Raw genomic sequence first — 14,144 nt, forward strand, 5'->3', positions numbered from 1 at the left:
CCCTCCTTGGATACGAATGATCGGACCGGCGCTCTGCACCGGTCCGGATTCGGCTTAGACCGATAAGCCGTCTCTGCCCTTTTTGCCTACATCCAGTTGATCCTTAAGCGTATCCTGATCAATGCTTCCTTCGAAGTATGCGCTTGCGCTCCGAAGGTAACCGAATCCCAGCTTCAATGCATGCGCATATTGGCTTGAAGGCTCGGCGGCAAAAGCCGCTTCGATCTCTTGCTGCGACGCCTGCGCTCCTTGACGAAGCTCTTCACACAAGCGGATCAGCGGATCTTGCTCGTCGTAGAAATGCGTATCCGTTATAAAACGTTGGACTTTCACCGGATCGGGTGTGATGACCGCTTCAGCGTAACGGTCCAGATGAATGACCTGCTCCTGATGCTTCGCATGCAGCTTATCGAGCCATGCATCTGCAGGTTCGGTATTCGAGATGAAGGTCTGCATGCCGAGCAAAAAGCGCTGCCAGCCAAAACGGTAGGTGCGGGCCGCGTCGTCCGCCTTCAGCCCTGCCGCTGCGGCAGGCAAGCTTGCCATATGCTTCTCGAAATGGGCCGTCCGGTAAGGAAACAGCGTCTTCTCCTTATCTTCATACAATCTGTGAAAAATAAACGCGTCATGATAAATACTGCAATCCGTAGGAAATTCCCTGGACTCCGGCTCCGCTTCGCGGAATACGACCTTCATCTGACGGTCGGCCGCCCGGTGGCACAGCCAGCCCAGCACGAATGCCAGCTTGTAGCCGAGCCGGTCCTGCTCCTTGCGCTCATCCCAGATCTGCCGGTATTTGTCCAGCAGCGAAACCGTAAATTTGTCGCCGGAGCGTGTTACGCTTCCGAATTGAAAGAACTGGCTGTGATCGCGCCCCGCTTCCTTGAATGCATCGCAGACATACTCTGAAGCAGACATGAGATGAAAGCAATCCTCAACTACCGCCGTATGGGTTACGTTCTCTGACATTTCTCATCCTCCGTTAACGTTTATTTTCCTTTGTTCGGATCGGCCTCATATTCCTTGGTTAATTCTTCAAGCACCTTATCGCCGCCGGATTTGCGCCAGTTGTCAAGCGCTGCCTTCCAGCCGTTCTCATCCAGCTCGCCCATGATGTATTTTATGCGGGCGTCATTAATGATTTTATCCAGCTGCGTACGTTTTTGGTCGAAGGTTGTGGAGCTGTAAGCAGCAGCCGGGTTGACGACGAAGATATCCGGCACGGCAGCCGCTTCTTTTTTCGCTGCTTTGTATTTCGCCGTATATTTGTCCAGCGTCCCCTCCATCGCGAGGGAACCGTCGGCTACCTGCATCGCCTGCTCCATTTGGATGACTTCGGCCGCATACTTGGTTGCCTGCTCCGGCGTACGGTCCGCCTTTCCGTCCTTGATTGAATAATGAACGCCTTCAATGCCCCATTCGAAAATGTTCTGCCCTTCTGGCGTCGACAGCTTATCGAAGTATTGCAAAATTCTCTTCAAGTCCGCTTCGCTCTTCACCGTCTGCTTCGGAATGACGAAGCTGCCCGACATCCCGGTATCCATCAGAAGCTTCGTGCCATTGACGCCTTTCAGGAGGCTGGAGGTGTCCAGCTCGGCATTCGGATTCAGCTTGAACAGCTCGGAGTGGCGTGTAATAAAGTCATTGTCGCCCATCCGGAAGCCGAACAGCCCTTTGTTTCCGTTATCGATATTTTGCACCCGTTCGGTAATAGCAAAGTCTTGATTGATCAGCTTCTCTTGATACAAGCGTTTGTACCAGTTCATCGCATCGATATAAGCTTTGCTTTCGTGGGCCGGCACCACTTTATTATCCTTGATCTCCCAGACGTTGCCGCCGCCGCTTGCCGCCAGAATAAGCTTGAAGCCGCGAAGCCCTTTTTCCTCCGCCAGACCGATCGTATCGTTCTTTCCGTTGCCGTCCGGATCTTTCGTGGCAAAAGCTTTGATAACCTCGTACATTTCGTCCAGCGTCGTTGGCGGCTTCAATCCGACCTTGTTCAGCCAGTCCGTACGATAGATCATGCCGTCTCCAACCAGGGAACGGGCACGGTTGATCGCATAATATTTGCCGCCGACCGCTGTGCTCTTCAATACCTGCGGATTCAGCGCTTTCTGCAGATTCGGATAATCCTTCAGATACGGGCCGATTTCCCAGAATTGTCCTGCTTTCATCGCATTTTTAATATTGGAAGGGATTGGAGTTCCGACAAGGAGCACCATAGGCAGCTGGCCGGAAGCAATCGTCGCATTGACCTTCTCATCGTAGGTGCCGTTAGGTATCCACTGAATTTGCAGATCGGTGTTGGTCAGCTTTTCAACCGCCGTAATGACCGGATCGTTGTCTTTGGGCGGCTCGGACAGCACGGACAAGTTCATCATCGTAATAACGAACGGCTTGTCGTCTTTAACCGCCGCCGTATTGTCTTGCGGTTTGTTATCCGGCACTGCCGATGGAGTGGAACTGCCGTTGCAGCCGGCTAACGCGGTGGTGATCAGAATGCTTCCTGCCAATCCAAACATGTACTTGGATTTCCAATGTGTGCTCATATCAGAACCCCCTACATTTTATGTGGTTAATAAGTAATGCCATTAATAAAATTCATACCCGCAGTTTTGCCGCTTCTTCCTGCGTTATACTAACCGGCCAAATGCTCCGACAGCTTGCTCTGATCGATGCCGCCGACAAAGAATGCGTTAGCGTTCAGCAGGTTGCCGCAGCCCTGCTTCAATGCTCTGGCGTACCAGCTGCCCGGCTCGGCGGCCAATGCCGCCTCGATCTCCTCCTGCAACGGCCGGCTTCCCCGGCGGATGGCGGCGGCGAGCTGAAGAATCGCGTCTCCATCGTTATAAAAATTGGTATCCGTTACATATTCCCGTACCTTCTCGGGATCAGGATTCGTAACGACTTCCGCAAACCGGTTTCTCTCCGCAGCCAGCGCCTCCATCCGCTCATGCAGTCTGTCGAACCAGCCCTCGATATCCTCCACATCCGGAACAAACGTATGCATCTCGATGAAAAACCGCTGGTGCAGCACCTGGAAAAACTCGGCGACGTCCTGAGCCTCGAAGCTGCCGGCCGCCGGAGCGTTCTCCATCGTCTGTTCATACAGCGCCGTCCGGTAAGGAGCCGGCGTATGGCTGTTATTCACATAGTACCGGTGGAATAGGTACGCATCCTGGTAAAGGGACGCTTCGGCCGATGCCGGCTTGGGCAGCAGGCTGGCCCCCCGATCGCTTAACGAACCGAGGACATAGGCGAGCACCGATTCCGATTCCGTCTTGGGAACCAGGGGAGCGAGACCTGAAACCGACTTCTTCTTTGGCGGTCTTATGGGATTCCCAGTCCGTCCGGAACCGGTCCAGCAGCTGAATCGCGACCGGACTGCCCGGCGGGGTGAAGCTGCCGAACATCGCGAAATGAAAATGTTCCCGGCATACTTCTTTGAACGCTTCGCAAATCGTATCCGAAGCAAGCAGCACATTTAAGCAATCCTCAACAACCGTCATACGAGCTAAATTGTCTGACATTTCTCATCCTCCATCTGATTATTGTTAGGTACTGCAGCTTAACCTTTTACAGAGCCAATCAATGCTCCTTTGGCAAAATGCTTTTGCAGGAAAGGATATACGCAGAGGATCGGCAGTGTAGAGATGACGATGACGGACATTTTCACAATCTGTGCCGGCGGAACGATATAGTTGGCGTCGAAGGTGCCCGAATCGCCCAATCCCCCTAGGACAGAATGACAATCTGTCTCAGCCATACCTGGATTGGCCATTTATAGCTGTCGTTGATGTACAATACGGCGTGGAAAAACGCATTCCAATGGTTGACGGCGTAGAAAAGCGAGAAGGTCGCAATCGCCGGCAGCGACAGCGGAAGGACGATTTGCCATAAGATGCGCAGATCGTTGCAGCCGTCAATTTTGGCCGCTTCCTCCAATCCGTCCGGCAGCTGCTGGAAGAAGTTTTTCAGCACGATCAAATTAAAGGCGCTGATCGCTCCGGGCAGCAGCAAGGACCAGAAGGAATTGATCATTCCCAATGCCTTGACCACCAGAAACGTTGGAATCATGCCCCCGCTGAACAGCATCGAGAACACGACGCCCAGCATAATTATTTTGCGGCCGTCCAGATCCTTGCGGGCCAGCGGATAGGCCATCAGGCAGGTGAACAGCAGGTTGATTGCGGTCCCCGCCACCGTGATGAACACGGACACCCCCAAGCTTGTAAGCAGCACGCTCGTGGAGAAAATATATTTGTATCCCTCCAGCGAAAACTCATGCGGAAACAGAACAATTTTACGGCTGATAAACTCTTGGGGCGATGTGAAGGAACCCGCCACGACATAGATGAACGGCAGCAGCGTGGTCAAGCTGAACAATCCCAAGAATGTGTAGTTGAAAATATCGAACAATTTGCTGCCAAGCGAAGACTTCATAAGTACGCTCCTTCCCGGCCTGCTGCGGCTTTCATGTTAATAGATGCCTTCTTCTCCGACCTTCTTGGCAAAAAAGTTGGCGCTGACAACGAGCGCAATGCCGATGGCCGATTTGAACAAGTTCACGGCAGTAGAATAGCTGAAGTCGCCCTGCTGGATCCCCCGTTCATACACATACGTTTCGAATACTTCCCCCACGTCCCGGTTCATCGGATTGAGCATCAGGAAGATCTGCTCGAAGCCGACATCAAGGAAGGAGCCGAGGCGCAGAATAAGTAGTACGACAATGGTGCTGCGGATCGCAGGCAGGGTGACATGAATCATCTGCTTCCATCTGCCCGCCCCGTCGATACGTGCCGCTTCATAGAGCTGCGTGTCGACGCCGGCCAGTGCAGCCAGGAACAGGATGGTCCCCAGCCGGTTTCCTTCCATATCATCTCTCCGACGATCATGGTCCGAAACCATTCCTGATTGAGCAGGAAGTTCACTTTCTCTCCGCCATAGGCTGCGATCAGCTCGTTAAAAATACCGCCTTCCGTCGTAAATAAGATGTAAGCCAAACCTACGACCACGACCCACGAGATAAAATGCGGAATGTAAATGAAGCTTTGGAGCGTGCGTTTGTACACCTCGACCCGGATTTCGTTCAGCAGCAGCGCTATGACGATGGGCAGCGGAAAGAAAAAGACAATGTTATAAATCGCCAAAATAAAGGTGTTTTTAAAAAGCAGCCAAAACTCCGCCTCGCCGAAAAACGTCCGGAAATGCTCCAGCCCGATCCAGGGGCTGCCCCAGAAGCCGGTAAAGGGCGAATAATCCTGGAACGCGATAAGTACCCCCCACATGGGCAAATACTTAAATAGAATAAAGTACAGAACACCCGGTGCCAGCATGTAGTACATCCAGCGGTTTTTTAACAAGCGTTTCTTCAGTCTGTCTCCGGTAATCGCGACAGCGGGTTTCAAGCTCTTGGCTTCCGCCGATACCTTCATGGACGTTCCCTCCTCTCTTCAATGTCAGTGGGTGTGTTCGATAGCCTGAGCATAGCAGAGGTTTTCGTAACCGGATACAATCAAGATAGAGCCAATTGAATACGCTTACAATTACGAGTGTAAAAATATCCAGCATGCTCCCGCACGCTGTCCGATAATCATGAGAAAGCTTTTGGATAATCATTAGACAGCCACGCCGTCTATTCCCCTGCTGCACGCTGCGGATAATCACATACCGTGCCTGGATTCGCATTATACATCAGGGGCTTATGCAGGTATAATAAGGAAGGATAAAGTTACAGATAGAAAGGAAACGGAGAGCTATCGGATGAGAGAGAAAATCTGGACCTGGCATTTTATCGTGATTTGTTTAAGCAGCTTTTTTATGTTTCTTAATCTGTACGTTACGGCAACTACATTCCCGCTTTATTTGAAAAATATTTTGGGAGGGACCCAGCAGCAGATGGGTCTGGCGATCACCTTCTTCGTTATCGGCGGCGTGGCGATGAGGCCGTTCTCAGGCCAATGGGTGAACCGTTTCGGGAAAAAGAAAATGGCCGTGCTCGGCTCGGTGCTGTTCACGTTGTTTTCCATTTCGTATTATGCCCAGGGCGGCATTGTATTCTTCCTGCTGCTGCGCGTGCTTCAAGGGATGAGCTATTCCATCGCCTCCACGGCGGCCAGCGCGATTGCATCGGAGCTTGTACCTGACAGCCGCAAGGGGGAAGGCATCGGTTACTTCAGCATGTTTATGAGCATCGCTATGGTTATCGGACCCGCGCTCGGGATTGCGCTGTGGGGAGAGGGCAATGCAGGGGCCCTGCTGCTGGTCTGCTGTGTTATCTCGGCTTGCTCTCTTTTGTTCGCAGCAGGCTCGCGCGTTCCAAAGGATGAACCGCAGCCGCGGCGGGAGCCACAGCAGGAGCGCAAGGGCGGGCAGCTGCTGAGCCGCTTCTTTGAAACGAAGGCGCTGCCGATTTCGTTGACAGGCTTTGTGCTAGCGTTCTCCTACAGCTCGATTACCGGGTTTATCGCTTCGTTCACGGCCGAGATTCATCAGTCCGCCGTCACCAGCTATTTCTTTATCGTCTTCGCGCTGATGATTGTCCTCTCCCGGCCGGTCATCGGGCGTATTTTTGACAAATACAACGAGCATATGCTGGCTTATCCGGGTATTCTGCTGTTCATTGGCAGCATGTTTCTGCTCAGCCAGGCGCATTCCGCCGCTATGATTCTGACCGCCGGCGTCATTATGGGCACCGGCTACGGGGCGCTGCTGCCCTGTTTCCAGACGCTGGCGATGAAGCTGTCGCCCGAGCATCGCCGAGGATTGGCTACAGGCACCTTTTTCCTGCTGTTCGATTCCGGCTACGGTGTCGGCTCCTACCTGTTCGGCTGGCTCTCTTCCATCGCGGGGTACCGGCTGATGTATGAGGCCGCGGGCGTGATTGCCCTGCTGTGCTTGGCTGTATATTACGTGCTTCACCATCGTCCCCGCTCCGCCCGTACGGTCGGACTTGTACGTAATGACAGCGTGTCCGGCTAACACGATCCCTCCGGTTATAAAAGCAATCCAAAAAGCCTCTCGCTGGGATCGTTTCATCCGGCCGGAGGCTTTTTCTATTCCAATTCCCGTTCGTCTTCTTGTTCCGTTATATATCATGCGGCCTGTGCTATCTGCGATGCAGCGCCAGTTCGTTCAAAGCCTGGTCCAACTCCTGGCTCACCTTGACTACCTCGGGGTGACTTAATTGGCCGAACATATTATATACCTGCAGCAGCCGATTTTTCAGCAAAGCTACCTTCTCATTAGCGCTCATGACAGGGCCCCCAGCCGTTTCGTTTTTTTTACCTGGTACAGTGCTTCCACCACATTCGGATCGTAATGAATTCCGCTCAGAAGGAACAATTCTTCGAAGGTTTCGGGCAGGTGCCTTGGCCTTGCTGTAGACCCGCGGATAGACCATGGCGTCGTAGCTGTCTGCAACCCGTACGATTCTGACGCCTAAGGATAGTTCGCGTTCCTTGAGACCGTAATACCCGGAGCCGTCCATATTCTCGTGGTGGTAAAGTATAATATCCAAATCGAAGCCCGTCCCCATCATTTCCTTATCCAGAATGCCCGCACCGTTCCTGCAATGATTTTTCAGCAGACGCCATTCTTCGTTAGTTATAGGATTGTGCTTATCCAGCAATGCTTTATCGATTTGAATTTTGCCAATGTCATGAAGCAAAACCGAGCACAGCAGCGTCTCCTGCTCCTCACCCGGAATGCCGAACAGGTTAAACAGCTCCGCACATAAGGAGGTCACGCGAATGGAATGAAGGTAAGTCTCCTGATGGTGAAACCATAGTTTCCTCATTAAGAAAGAGCAGATGTCTTCCTTTTTTAATTCGAGCAAGTTCTCAACCCCCGGATAAGACTTCTTCATGTAGATTAACCCCATAGCAGCAGCCCCCTCGTATTTGTTAGTTTCATTATGGACGAAACGGCAGCTGGAAACTATCAGCAGGTCTTCTCATTTTTAATAGATTCCATAAAATAGGAGACTCTTCCTACATACAAAAAACGTATCTATTCCTGCAGCTAGGAATAAATACGTTTTTTTGTAATGAAGCTTTTATATGACTAGAATAGGAATCTCTTCCTATTGCACAGGCCGGTTAAAAATGCAGCTGTCTGCAAACCGATGTTTTGATGATTGCAAGCGCTGTACTCATCCGCTGCTCCTTGCACATTCAGGCTCTCACGCTTGCCTATTTATTGGGCCTTATTGGTTTGTATACAGCTTTGGTACACTTTCGCCATCGCCTGCAGGCGGTCATTCACATTCAGCTTTTGAAAAATACGAGTGATATGATTCTTAACCGTATGCTCGCTTATAAATAATTGCGTGGAAATCTCCCTGTTATTCAAACCGTCGATAATCAATTTAAACACTTCAAGCTCTCTGGAGGAAATGGAAAAAGCTTCTTTCATCCGGTAAAGCTGAAAATCAAGAATATCATGCTCCTCCGCTTCCTTCTCAGCCCTGTTGTGAAAGGAAAACTGCTCGGACAGACCTTGGCTGAGCAGCGGCTCTAGCTCTGCAGCCGTAACGGGGAGGCTGAACAGTCGGCCTTGTACGCCTTGAATGCTCAAATTCTTTAATAGATTCAGCTGCTCCTCCGATTCGATGCCAACCGCCACCGCCTGCATGTTCAAGCTGCGGGCCAAAGAAACGATAGAAGAGATAAAGGCCGTGCTTTGAGCCGGATTTGCCGCTAAATCATCCATAAACAGCTTATCGATCTTGATCAAATCGGCTGGAATATGTTTAAGCGAGCTTAAGGATGAACCGCCGGAGCCGAATTCTTCGATGCAGATCGTAACGCCGAGCTGCTTAAGCTCGTGCAGCGCTCTTATTATGACGCTTTCATTGCGCATGATGGCCGATTCCGTAATTTCCACTTCCAGCATCGCAGGCTCAAGCCCCGCTTCCTTCAGAATTTGTTCGATGTTACGGACAAATTGCTTTTGCAAAAATTGCAGCGACGAGAATCGTACAGCCATTCGCGGTAAAGGCAGCCCTGACATCCGCCACAATTGAATTTGCTTGCAGGCGGTCCGCAGAACCCATTCGCCGATAGCCGCAATCTGCCCCGTCTCTTCGGCCAGCGGGAGGAACTCGGAGGGCTGCAGCGTTCCCCAGTTAGGATGATTCCAACGAATCACAGCTTCCGTACACGTAATTTCTCCCGAATTCACATCGATTCGAGGCTGGTACAGAAGCGTAAACTCACCGTGTTCCATCGCTTTCCTCAAATCATTTTGCAGCATAAAGGTCCGGTAGGAACGGATATTCATCCCCGAGTGATAAATCTGAAATTTGTTCTTCCCCTGCTCTTTAGCCCGGTAGAGCGCCGCATCCGCGTTTTTCAACAGGGCGGGCGCATCCTTTCCATCGTAAGGATAGACACTGATGCCAATACTGGCTGTCACGTATAATTCGAAATCTTCAATATAAAACGGTTTTTTCAGCTGCTCCAGCACGTCTTCCGCAATATCGAGCGCATCCTCCCGATTCGTATCCTGGAGCACCATATTGAATTCATCCCCGCCGATTCTTGCAACGAAATGGACGTTATCCGTGCAGGAAACCAGCCTTCGCGCCACTTCCTGAAGCAGCTTGTCACCTATCAAGTGACCCAGCGAATCATTGATATATTTAAACCTGTCCAAATCCAGATACATCATGACCAACAGCTGATTCTCCTGCTTGGCCTGGTTTAACATCAAGTTTAAGCGGTCGTTGAACATTCTTCGGTTCGGCAGGTTGGTCAAGCCGTCGTGGTACGCCATGTGCGTGATCAATTGCTGGGACTGTCTTTTCTTCGTCACATCCCTGATCGTACATGCGATAATATTCTTATTCTCCACGAACGTGCTGCCGATCTGGAACTCTACGGGAAACGTACTCCCGTCTTTGCGGACAGCATTCACCTCATGAATCCCTTCTTCCGCACCATACAATGCATCATCCCATTTGCCTGGAAGGAACCGTTGAGCTTGCGGAAAAGGAAACAGGATGTCCATATTTCTGCCCACAATTTCGCTGTTCTCGTATCCGAACATTTTATGTACAGCCGGGTTGACCTTCAATATAAACCCATCCTGGTTAAGAATGAGCATTGAATCAATCGAGGTTTCGCTGATAACGTTCGTCAAAGCCTGCGATTTGCGCAGCTCGGATGTGATCTCGGACAGTTCCTTATTCGCAGCCTCCAGTTCCTTGGTCTTTTGCATAAGCATTTCCGTTTGTTGGAGAAGCTTACGGTTCGTCTTGTAAATATTGACAAACCCTTGAACCTTAGCCTTCAACGTATTCGGGTCGAACGGTTTGAGAATATATTCGATGGCCCCAATAAAATAACCGGTATACACATGATGTTCATCCATGTAGTTCGCCGTAACGAAAATAATCGGTATATTTTTGGATTTTTCCCGCGACTTAATGATTCTGGCCGTTTCAAAGCCATCCAGCCCGGGCATTTGAACATCTAATAAAATCGTTGCGAAATCGTATTTCAGCAAATATTTTAAAGCTTCTTCTCCGGAATGGGCTTTGACCAGGTTGTAATCGTCACGCTCAATGACCGCTTCGAGCGCCAACAAATTTTCAGCCTGATCATCGACCAGCAAGATGTTCACTTTGCCCTCGTTCATCAACTATACTCACTCCCCAATCCTAAAAGAAAACAGCCCTCTGAAAAGGAGACCGCTGAAAAAGTCTCGCTGCAAGTGCGAACCGTTCTTACGATCGCTGTTGTCCTCGAATTTCTTTAATTTCCCCGCTTTTAGCGGTTGAAACCCAGGGACAAAGGCGAACGCTTGCGCTTCTACAGAACGATTCCGCACTCTCCGCTCGTTTTTCAGCGGCCCTCTGAAAAGAACAGGCTGTTTCTCTTTCCTTCGGCAACCTGGCCGTCATAGCTTTTCATGCCTTAGACCCTCGGCTTTGCGTCTCCAGCTTTCGCTGGATTTGCCTTTTTCCATTGCGGTTAAGAATCGAAAGGAGTCCATTCTTATCCTATACAGGCTTGCCTTCATACTGTAGAATGAGAGAAAGCATGCGAAACCTCAAAAAAGTATGCGTTTCGAGTACTTTTTCATTGTAAACGATTTTAAAAATTTCTTCAATTGTCTATTGTTAGGAGTTGGCATCATGCCTGATGGCTTTGGGATTCGCTTAAAACAGCTCCGTATCCTGCGCGGCTTTACGATGGAGGAGCTTGGAAAAGAAATAGGAGTAGCTAAGACGACGATTTCCGGATATGAGCATGGGAACCGGGAACCGCAGCTCAAGATCATTTATAAGCTGGCAACCACTCTGAATACGACAGCGGATTATTTGCTGGGTCTCAGCGCACTGGCAGAGCCTCATCCGCTGCTCGAGAACAAGGAGTTATCAGCTTCCGCCCGAAACTTGCATTGGGATGGCCATATTTTAACGGAGGAGGATTTGCTGCCCATCCATGAGCTTCTGGAGAAGATCGTTAAGGAGCGGTTGCAGCAGCCTCACAAAGCTAAAGAACGATAATGGAAAGGAGTGTCGTGCCAGGTGGAAGAAATCGTCGAGTCCTTCATCAAATTTAAAATGACCAAAGAGATTCGGCAGCTGCTTAATCATATTTCATCAAGCTACAGCAAAGAAATGAATTTGTCTCAAGTCTTTCTTGAACTGCTGCAGGAAGATCTTATCGGAAGCTCCGAGCTCATCGCTATCCGCTCCACCATGATGATGAACCGGTATATGGCACTCGTGAGGCAAGAATTCCCTGCCTTTATGCACTCCATTTATTTATATGAACATGAGCGGCAGCGGCTTTGGAACAGCAGTGTTGCGGATGTGCCGATGGTCTACAATGAATATACCAACGGACTCTGCGTCAAAAATGATGTATTAAACGGTTCCCGTGTTCCGCTCTATGTAGGCGATGTTCTTGTAGTTGATCATGTGGAACGGTCCGAGCATTATATATGCGACAACCACCGGGCCCAGCTGCTGAAAGCGGGGATTCAGGCCTTCTGCAGTATTCCGCTGATGCATAACGGCCATTCATTCGGACATAAAGTGATGTACGCCAGAGACAAGCGGGTTTTCTCTGAACAAGAGGTTACACGTTATCGGGCATGCGCTCACCTGATTGAGAAAGAGCTTGTATCCATGAAACACGCCCTGCTCGAGCAAATCCATCCGGGGAAAATATCTTGACCTCCTAGCCCGCCGTGCTGTGTACGCCTTTCCGTCCCGAGGAGCTCCCCGGGCAAAGGCTGCATTGATCAGGCAGGCGTATTGTTGACGGGTACAAGCTGAGTCCCATCTGTGCGGAACCGTGAGAGCAGCAGCTCCATACAAGGTGTGTGCCGCAGCACAAGGTATCCGCCATCATTTCATCGTGTTCAAAGGAAGCTTGAAATAGAAACAATAAGAAACAATTAAAATTGCGGATAGGCCGAGTGCAAGCAAAGGCTGTTTATAATGGGTGCGGAGCAGGATATACATGATCACGTTGAACACGGCGAACCAGCCGTAATTCCAGCCATGTTCATAAGAAATGCCGGAAAAGAAGTGAGCAATCAGCTCAATCAGCGAATTCATCATCGCCCATACAAGAATATAAAGAATCTGCTTATGCAGCCCTTTTGCCGGAAAATGAGTGAGGTAAAGTAGGACAACCGCTGGAAAGTTAATGAAATCTATCCCCAGCGTTATGAGGGTGTGGCTCGAATAAATCCCCTTATCAAAGGAAGTGGGGTTGAATTTCCACATCGTATAGTTATAGGTTAAGAAATTATACATGAGGTCGCCGACGATCATATACAGCATGGTTGGATAGTATTGACGCCAATTGCGCCAGTCCCCCCACTTCCACGCCGCCGAAAGAAATAAGACATGCAGCAGGATTCGCACGTTAACCGCCTCCCCTTAGGTTCGAACCCTAATCAGGGCTTGCCGCACGCAGACCGGAGGTTCGATTAACGTTATCATTTCCATTTAATGTAATATTTAACCAAAATTAATGTATTCTAGCCTAACCGCCAGGTATCAACCCTCGTCAAATGGACACTCCAGTAGAGTTATTTCTCTCGTAATAGGATTTAATTCAACTTTGCTTCCGATCGGCAGAATCCATTTAGGATCTGTGTGGCCAAAGTCCAGATCGACAACGATAGGCAGATCACCGGCACCAAATTCGTCCTTGATAACCTTCACCGCGATCTCGTTAAGCTTCTTTTTTTCTTCCATTGTATAATCTTTGGCTCTTCCGATTAGGATTCCTTTCACTTTCGAAAAGATACCCTGCATCCCGTAATTCCTCAACATATATCCAACTTGCATAGGAGAAGGCTTATCCTCCGAAGTTTCAAAAAATAAAATTTTATCATTCCAGAAAGCTTCATTTGGCCAATATACAGTTGATTTCATAAATTCTAATACTTCGATACAACCTCCCCACAGATACCCCCGTTCCACAGAGCCTCCCTGTAAAAAAGACCATCCATGTTGATTGTCGTAAAACTCCCGGCATTCGCCCAGATGCTCTATACTTTTCCAATCTTTATATCCATTAGTCCACTTCGGATAGGGGAAGAGCTTGTAAGGAAAGGAGCTTGAGAATAAAAGTGCCTTTAAGTGCTCGGTATATTCCAGAGGAAGGTTCTTCATTTGCGCTATTCCAGCCATAACTGAAGGTCCATAGAAGGTGACCATCCCTAATTGATTGAGGTAAGTCAAGAATGTAGTAGCATCTGAAAAACCCATAATAAATTTAGGATGATTCCTGATCATATCAGTATCTAAAAACGGGAGGATCCGGACTGACTCGTATCCCCCAATAGAAGTAAGAATACCATCTATATGATCATTGCTGAAACATTCATTAATATCCTTTGCACGAAGCTGAGGATTTCGATACAGCTCGTCCGGAGCCATCCTGGCTGTTGGCATTTCAATCACTTCCAAACTCAAAATCTGTTGAAGCTGGTGTAATCCCAGCTCATAAATCTCTGGGAACAAATGAGGCAAGCCGCTAGAAGGAGAAATTATGGCTATTTTTGATCCAGGCTGCAGTCTTTTAGGTTTTATCATGGTATCCCTCCCTTATAGATTCATTAACCTATTTTACCACATTATTCCTTTTCAAAGGCGCTATAAAAGCAAACAA

Annotated in this window: 10 protein-coding genes, 2 pseudogenes and 1 riboswitch; of the genes and pseudogenes, 3 read left to right on the forward strand and 9 right to left on the reverse strand. The window is 49.5% G+C overall.

Annotated features, from left to right (window positions below; genetic code table 11):
• Nucleotides 1-54: 54 nt before the first annotated feature.
• The 5 genes and pseudogenes from ACHHV8_RS16305 to ACHHV8_RS16325 form a co-directional block, all read right to left on the reverse strand.
• Complete coding sequence (locus tag ACHHV8_RS16305; protein ID WP_395159654.1) at nt 55-969, reverse strand: hypothetical protein; 915 nt, start codon at nt 967-969, stop codon at nt 55-57.
• 20 nt (nt 970-989) lie between these two features.
• Entirely contained in the window at nt 990-2,549 is a 1,560-nt protein-coding gene (locus ACHHV8_RS16310) for an extracellular solute-binding protein (protein WP_395159656.1), read from the reverse strand.
• Between the two features lie 89 nt (nt 2,550-2,638).
• Complete coding sequence (locus tag ACHHV8_RS16315; protein ID WP_395159658.1) at nt 2,639-3,265, reverse strand: hypothetical protein; 627 nt, start codon at nt 3,263-3,265, stop codon at nt 2,639-2,641.
• Nucleotides 3,266-3,568: 303 nt separating this feature from the next.
• A pseudogene (locus ACHHV8_RS16320) lies at nt 3,569-4,443 on the reverse strand (carbohydrate ABC transporter permease).
• Nucleotides 4,444-4,479: 36 nt separating this feature from the next.
• A pseudogene (locus ACHHV8_RS16325) lies at nt 4,480-5,435 on the reverse strand (ABC transporter permease).
• Nucleotides 5,436-5,763: 328 nt separating this feature from the next.
• On the opposite strand from ACHHV8_RS16325, the gene ACHHV8_RS16330 reads away from it, so the two are divergent.
• On the forward strand, nt 5,764-6,981 hold the full coding sequence (locus ACHHV8_RS16330) for an MFS transporter (protein WP_395159660.1): 1,218 nt from the start codon (nt 5,764-5,766) through the stop codon (nt 6,979-6,981).
• Between the two features lie 127 nt (nt 6,982-7,108).
• On the opposite strand, the gene ACHHV8_RS16335 is transcribed toward ACHHV8_RS16330, so the two are convergent.
• Together ACHHV8_RS16335 and ACHHV8_RS16340 are read right to left on the reverse strand one after the other, a co-directional pair.
• On the reverse strand, nt 7,109-7,882 hold the full coding sequence (locus tag ACHHV8_RS16335) for an HD domain-containing phosphohydrolase (RefSeq protein WP_395159662.1): 774 nt from the start codon (nt 7,880-7,882) through the stop codon (nt 7,109-7,111).
• A 314-nt stretch (nt 7,883-8,196) separates the two neighbouring features.
• Nucleotides 8,197-10,641 (reverse strand): EAL domain-containing protein, encoded by a 2,445-nt coding sequence (locus ACHHV8_RS16340; protein WP_395159664.1) that lies wholly within the window; start codon nt 10,639-10,641, stop codon nt 8,197-8,199.
• A gap of 245 nt (nt 10,642-10,886) precedes the next feature.
• Nucleotides 10,887-10,972: riboswitch (cyclic di-GMP riboswitch) on the reverse strand.
• Between the two features lie 168 nt (nt 10,973-11,140).
• On the opposite strand from ACHHV8_RS16340, the gene ACHHV8_RS16345 reads away from it, so the two are divergent.
• Together ACHHV8_RS16345 and ACHHV8_RS16350 are read left to right on the forward strand one after the other, a co-directional pair.
• Complete coding sequence (locus tag ACHHV8_RS16345) at nt 11,141-11,515, forward strand: helix-turn-helix domain-containing protein (RefSeq protein WP_395159666.1); 375 nt, start codon at nt 11,141-11,143, stop codon at nt 11,513-11,515.
• 21 nt (nt 11,516-11,536) lie between these two features.
• On the forward strand, nt 11,537-12,190 hold the full coding sequence (locus tag ACHHV8_RS16350; protein WP_395159668.1) for a GAF domain-containing protein: 654 nt from the start codon (nt 11,537-11,539) through the stop codon (nt 12,188-12,190).
• 174 nt (nt 12,191-12,364) lie between these two features.
• On the opposite strand, the gene ACHHV8_RS16355 is transcribed toward ACHHV8_RS16350, so the two are convergent.
• Nucleotides 12,365-12,889, reverse strand: coding sequence for a CBO0543 family protein (locus tag ACHHV8_RS16355; protein ID WP_395159670.1), 525 nt, complete (start codon nt 12,887-12,889; stop codon nt 12,365-12,367).
• A 135-nt stretch (nt 12,890-13,024) separates the two neighbouring features.
• Entirely contained in the window at nt 13,025-14,068 is a 1,044-nt protein-coding gene (locus tag ACHHV8_RS16360) for a S66 family peptidase (protein ID WP_395159672.1), read from the reverse strand.
• Nucleotides 14,069-14,144 lie beyond the last annotated feature (76 nt).

Origin of the sequence: Paenibacillus sp. TAB_01, assembly GCF_043945595.1 — a bacterium.
Lineage (GTDB): Bacteria > Bacillota > Bacilli > Paenibacillales > NBRC-103111 > Paenibacillus_S.

What these genes read in the sequence shown, in the direction of transcription:
- ACHHV8_RS16305 (WP_395159654.1), bottom strand. Translation starts at nt 969, where the DNA reads ATGTCAGAGAACGTAACCCATACGGCGGTAGTTGAGGATTGCTTTCAT.
- ACHHV8_RS16345 (WP_395159666.1), top strand. Translation starts at nt 11,141, where the DNA reads ATGCCTGATGGCTTTGGGATTCGCTTAAAACAGCTCCGTATCCTGCGC.
- ACHHV8_RS16330 (WP_395159660.1), top strand. Translation starts at nt 5,764, where the DNA reads ATGAGAGAGAAAATCTGGACCTGGCATTTTATCGTGATTTGTTTAAGC.
- ACHHV8_RS16360 (WP_395159672.1), bottom strand. Translation starts at nt 14,068, where the DNA reads ATGATAAAACCTAAAAGACTGCAGCCTGGATCAAAAATAGCCATAATT.
- ACHHV8_RS16335 (WP_395159662.1), bottom strand. Translation starts at nt 7,882, where the DNA reads ATGGGGTTAATCTACATGAAGAAGTCTTATCCGGGGGTTGAGAACTTG.
- ACHHV8_RS16310 (WP_395159656.1), bottom strand. Translation starts at nt 2,549, where the DNA reads ATGAGCACACATTGGAAATCCAAGTACATGTTTGGATTGGCAGGAAGC.
- ACHHV8_RS16340 (WP_395159664.1), bottom strand. Translation starts at nt 10,641, where the DNA reads ATGAACGAGGGCAAAGTGAACATCTTGCTGGTCGATGATCAGGCTGAA.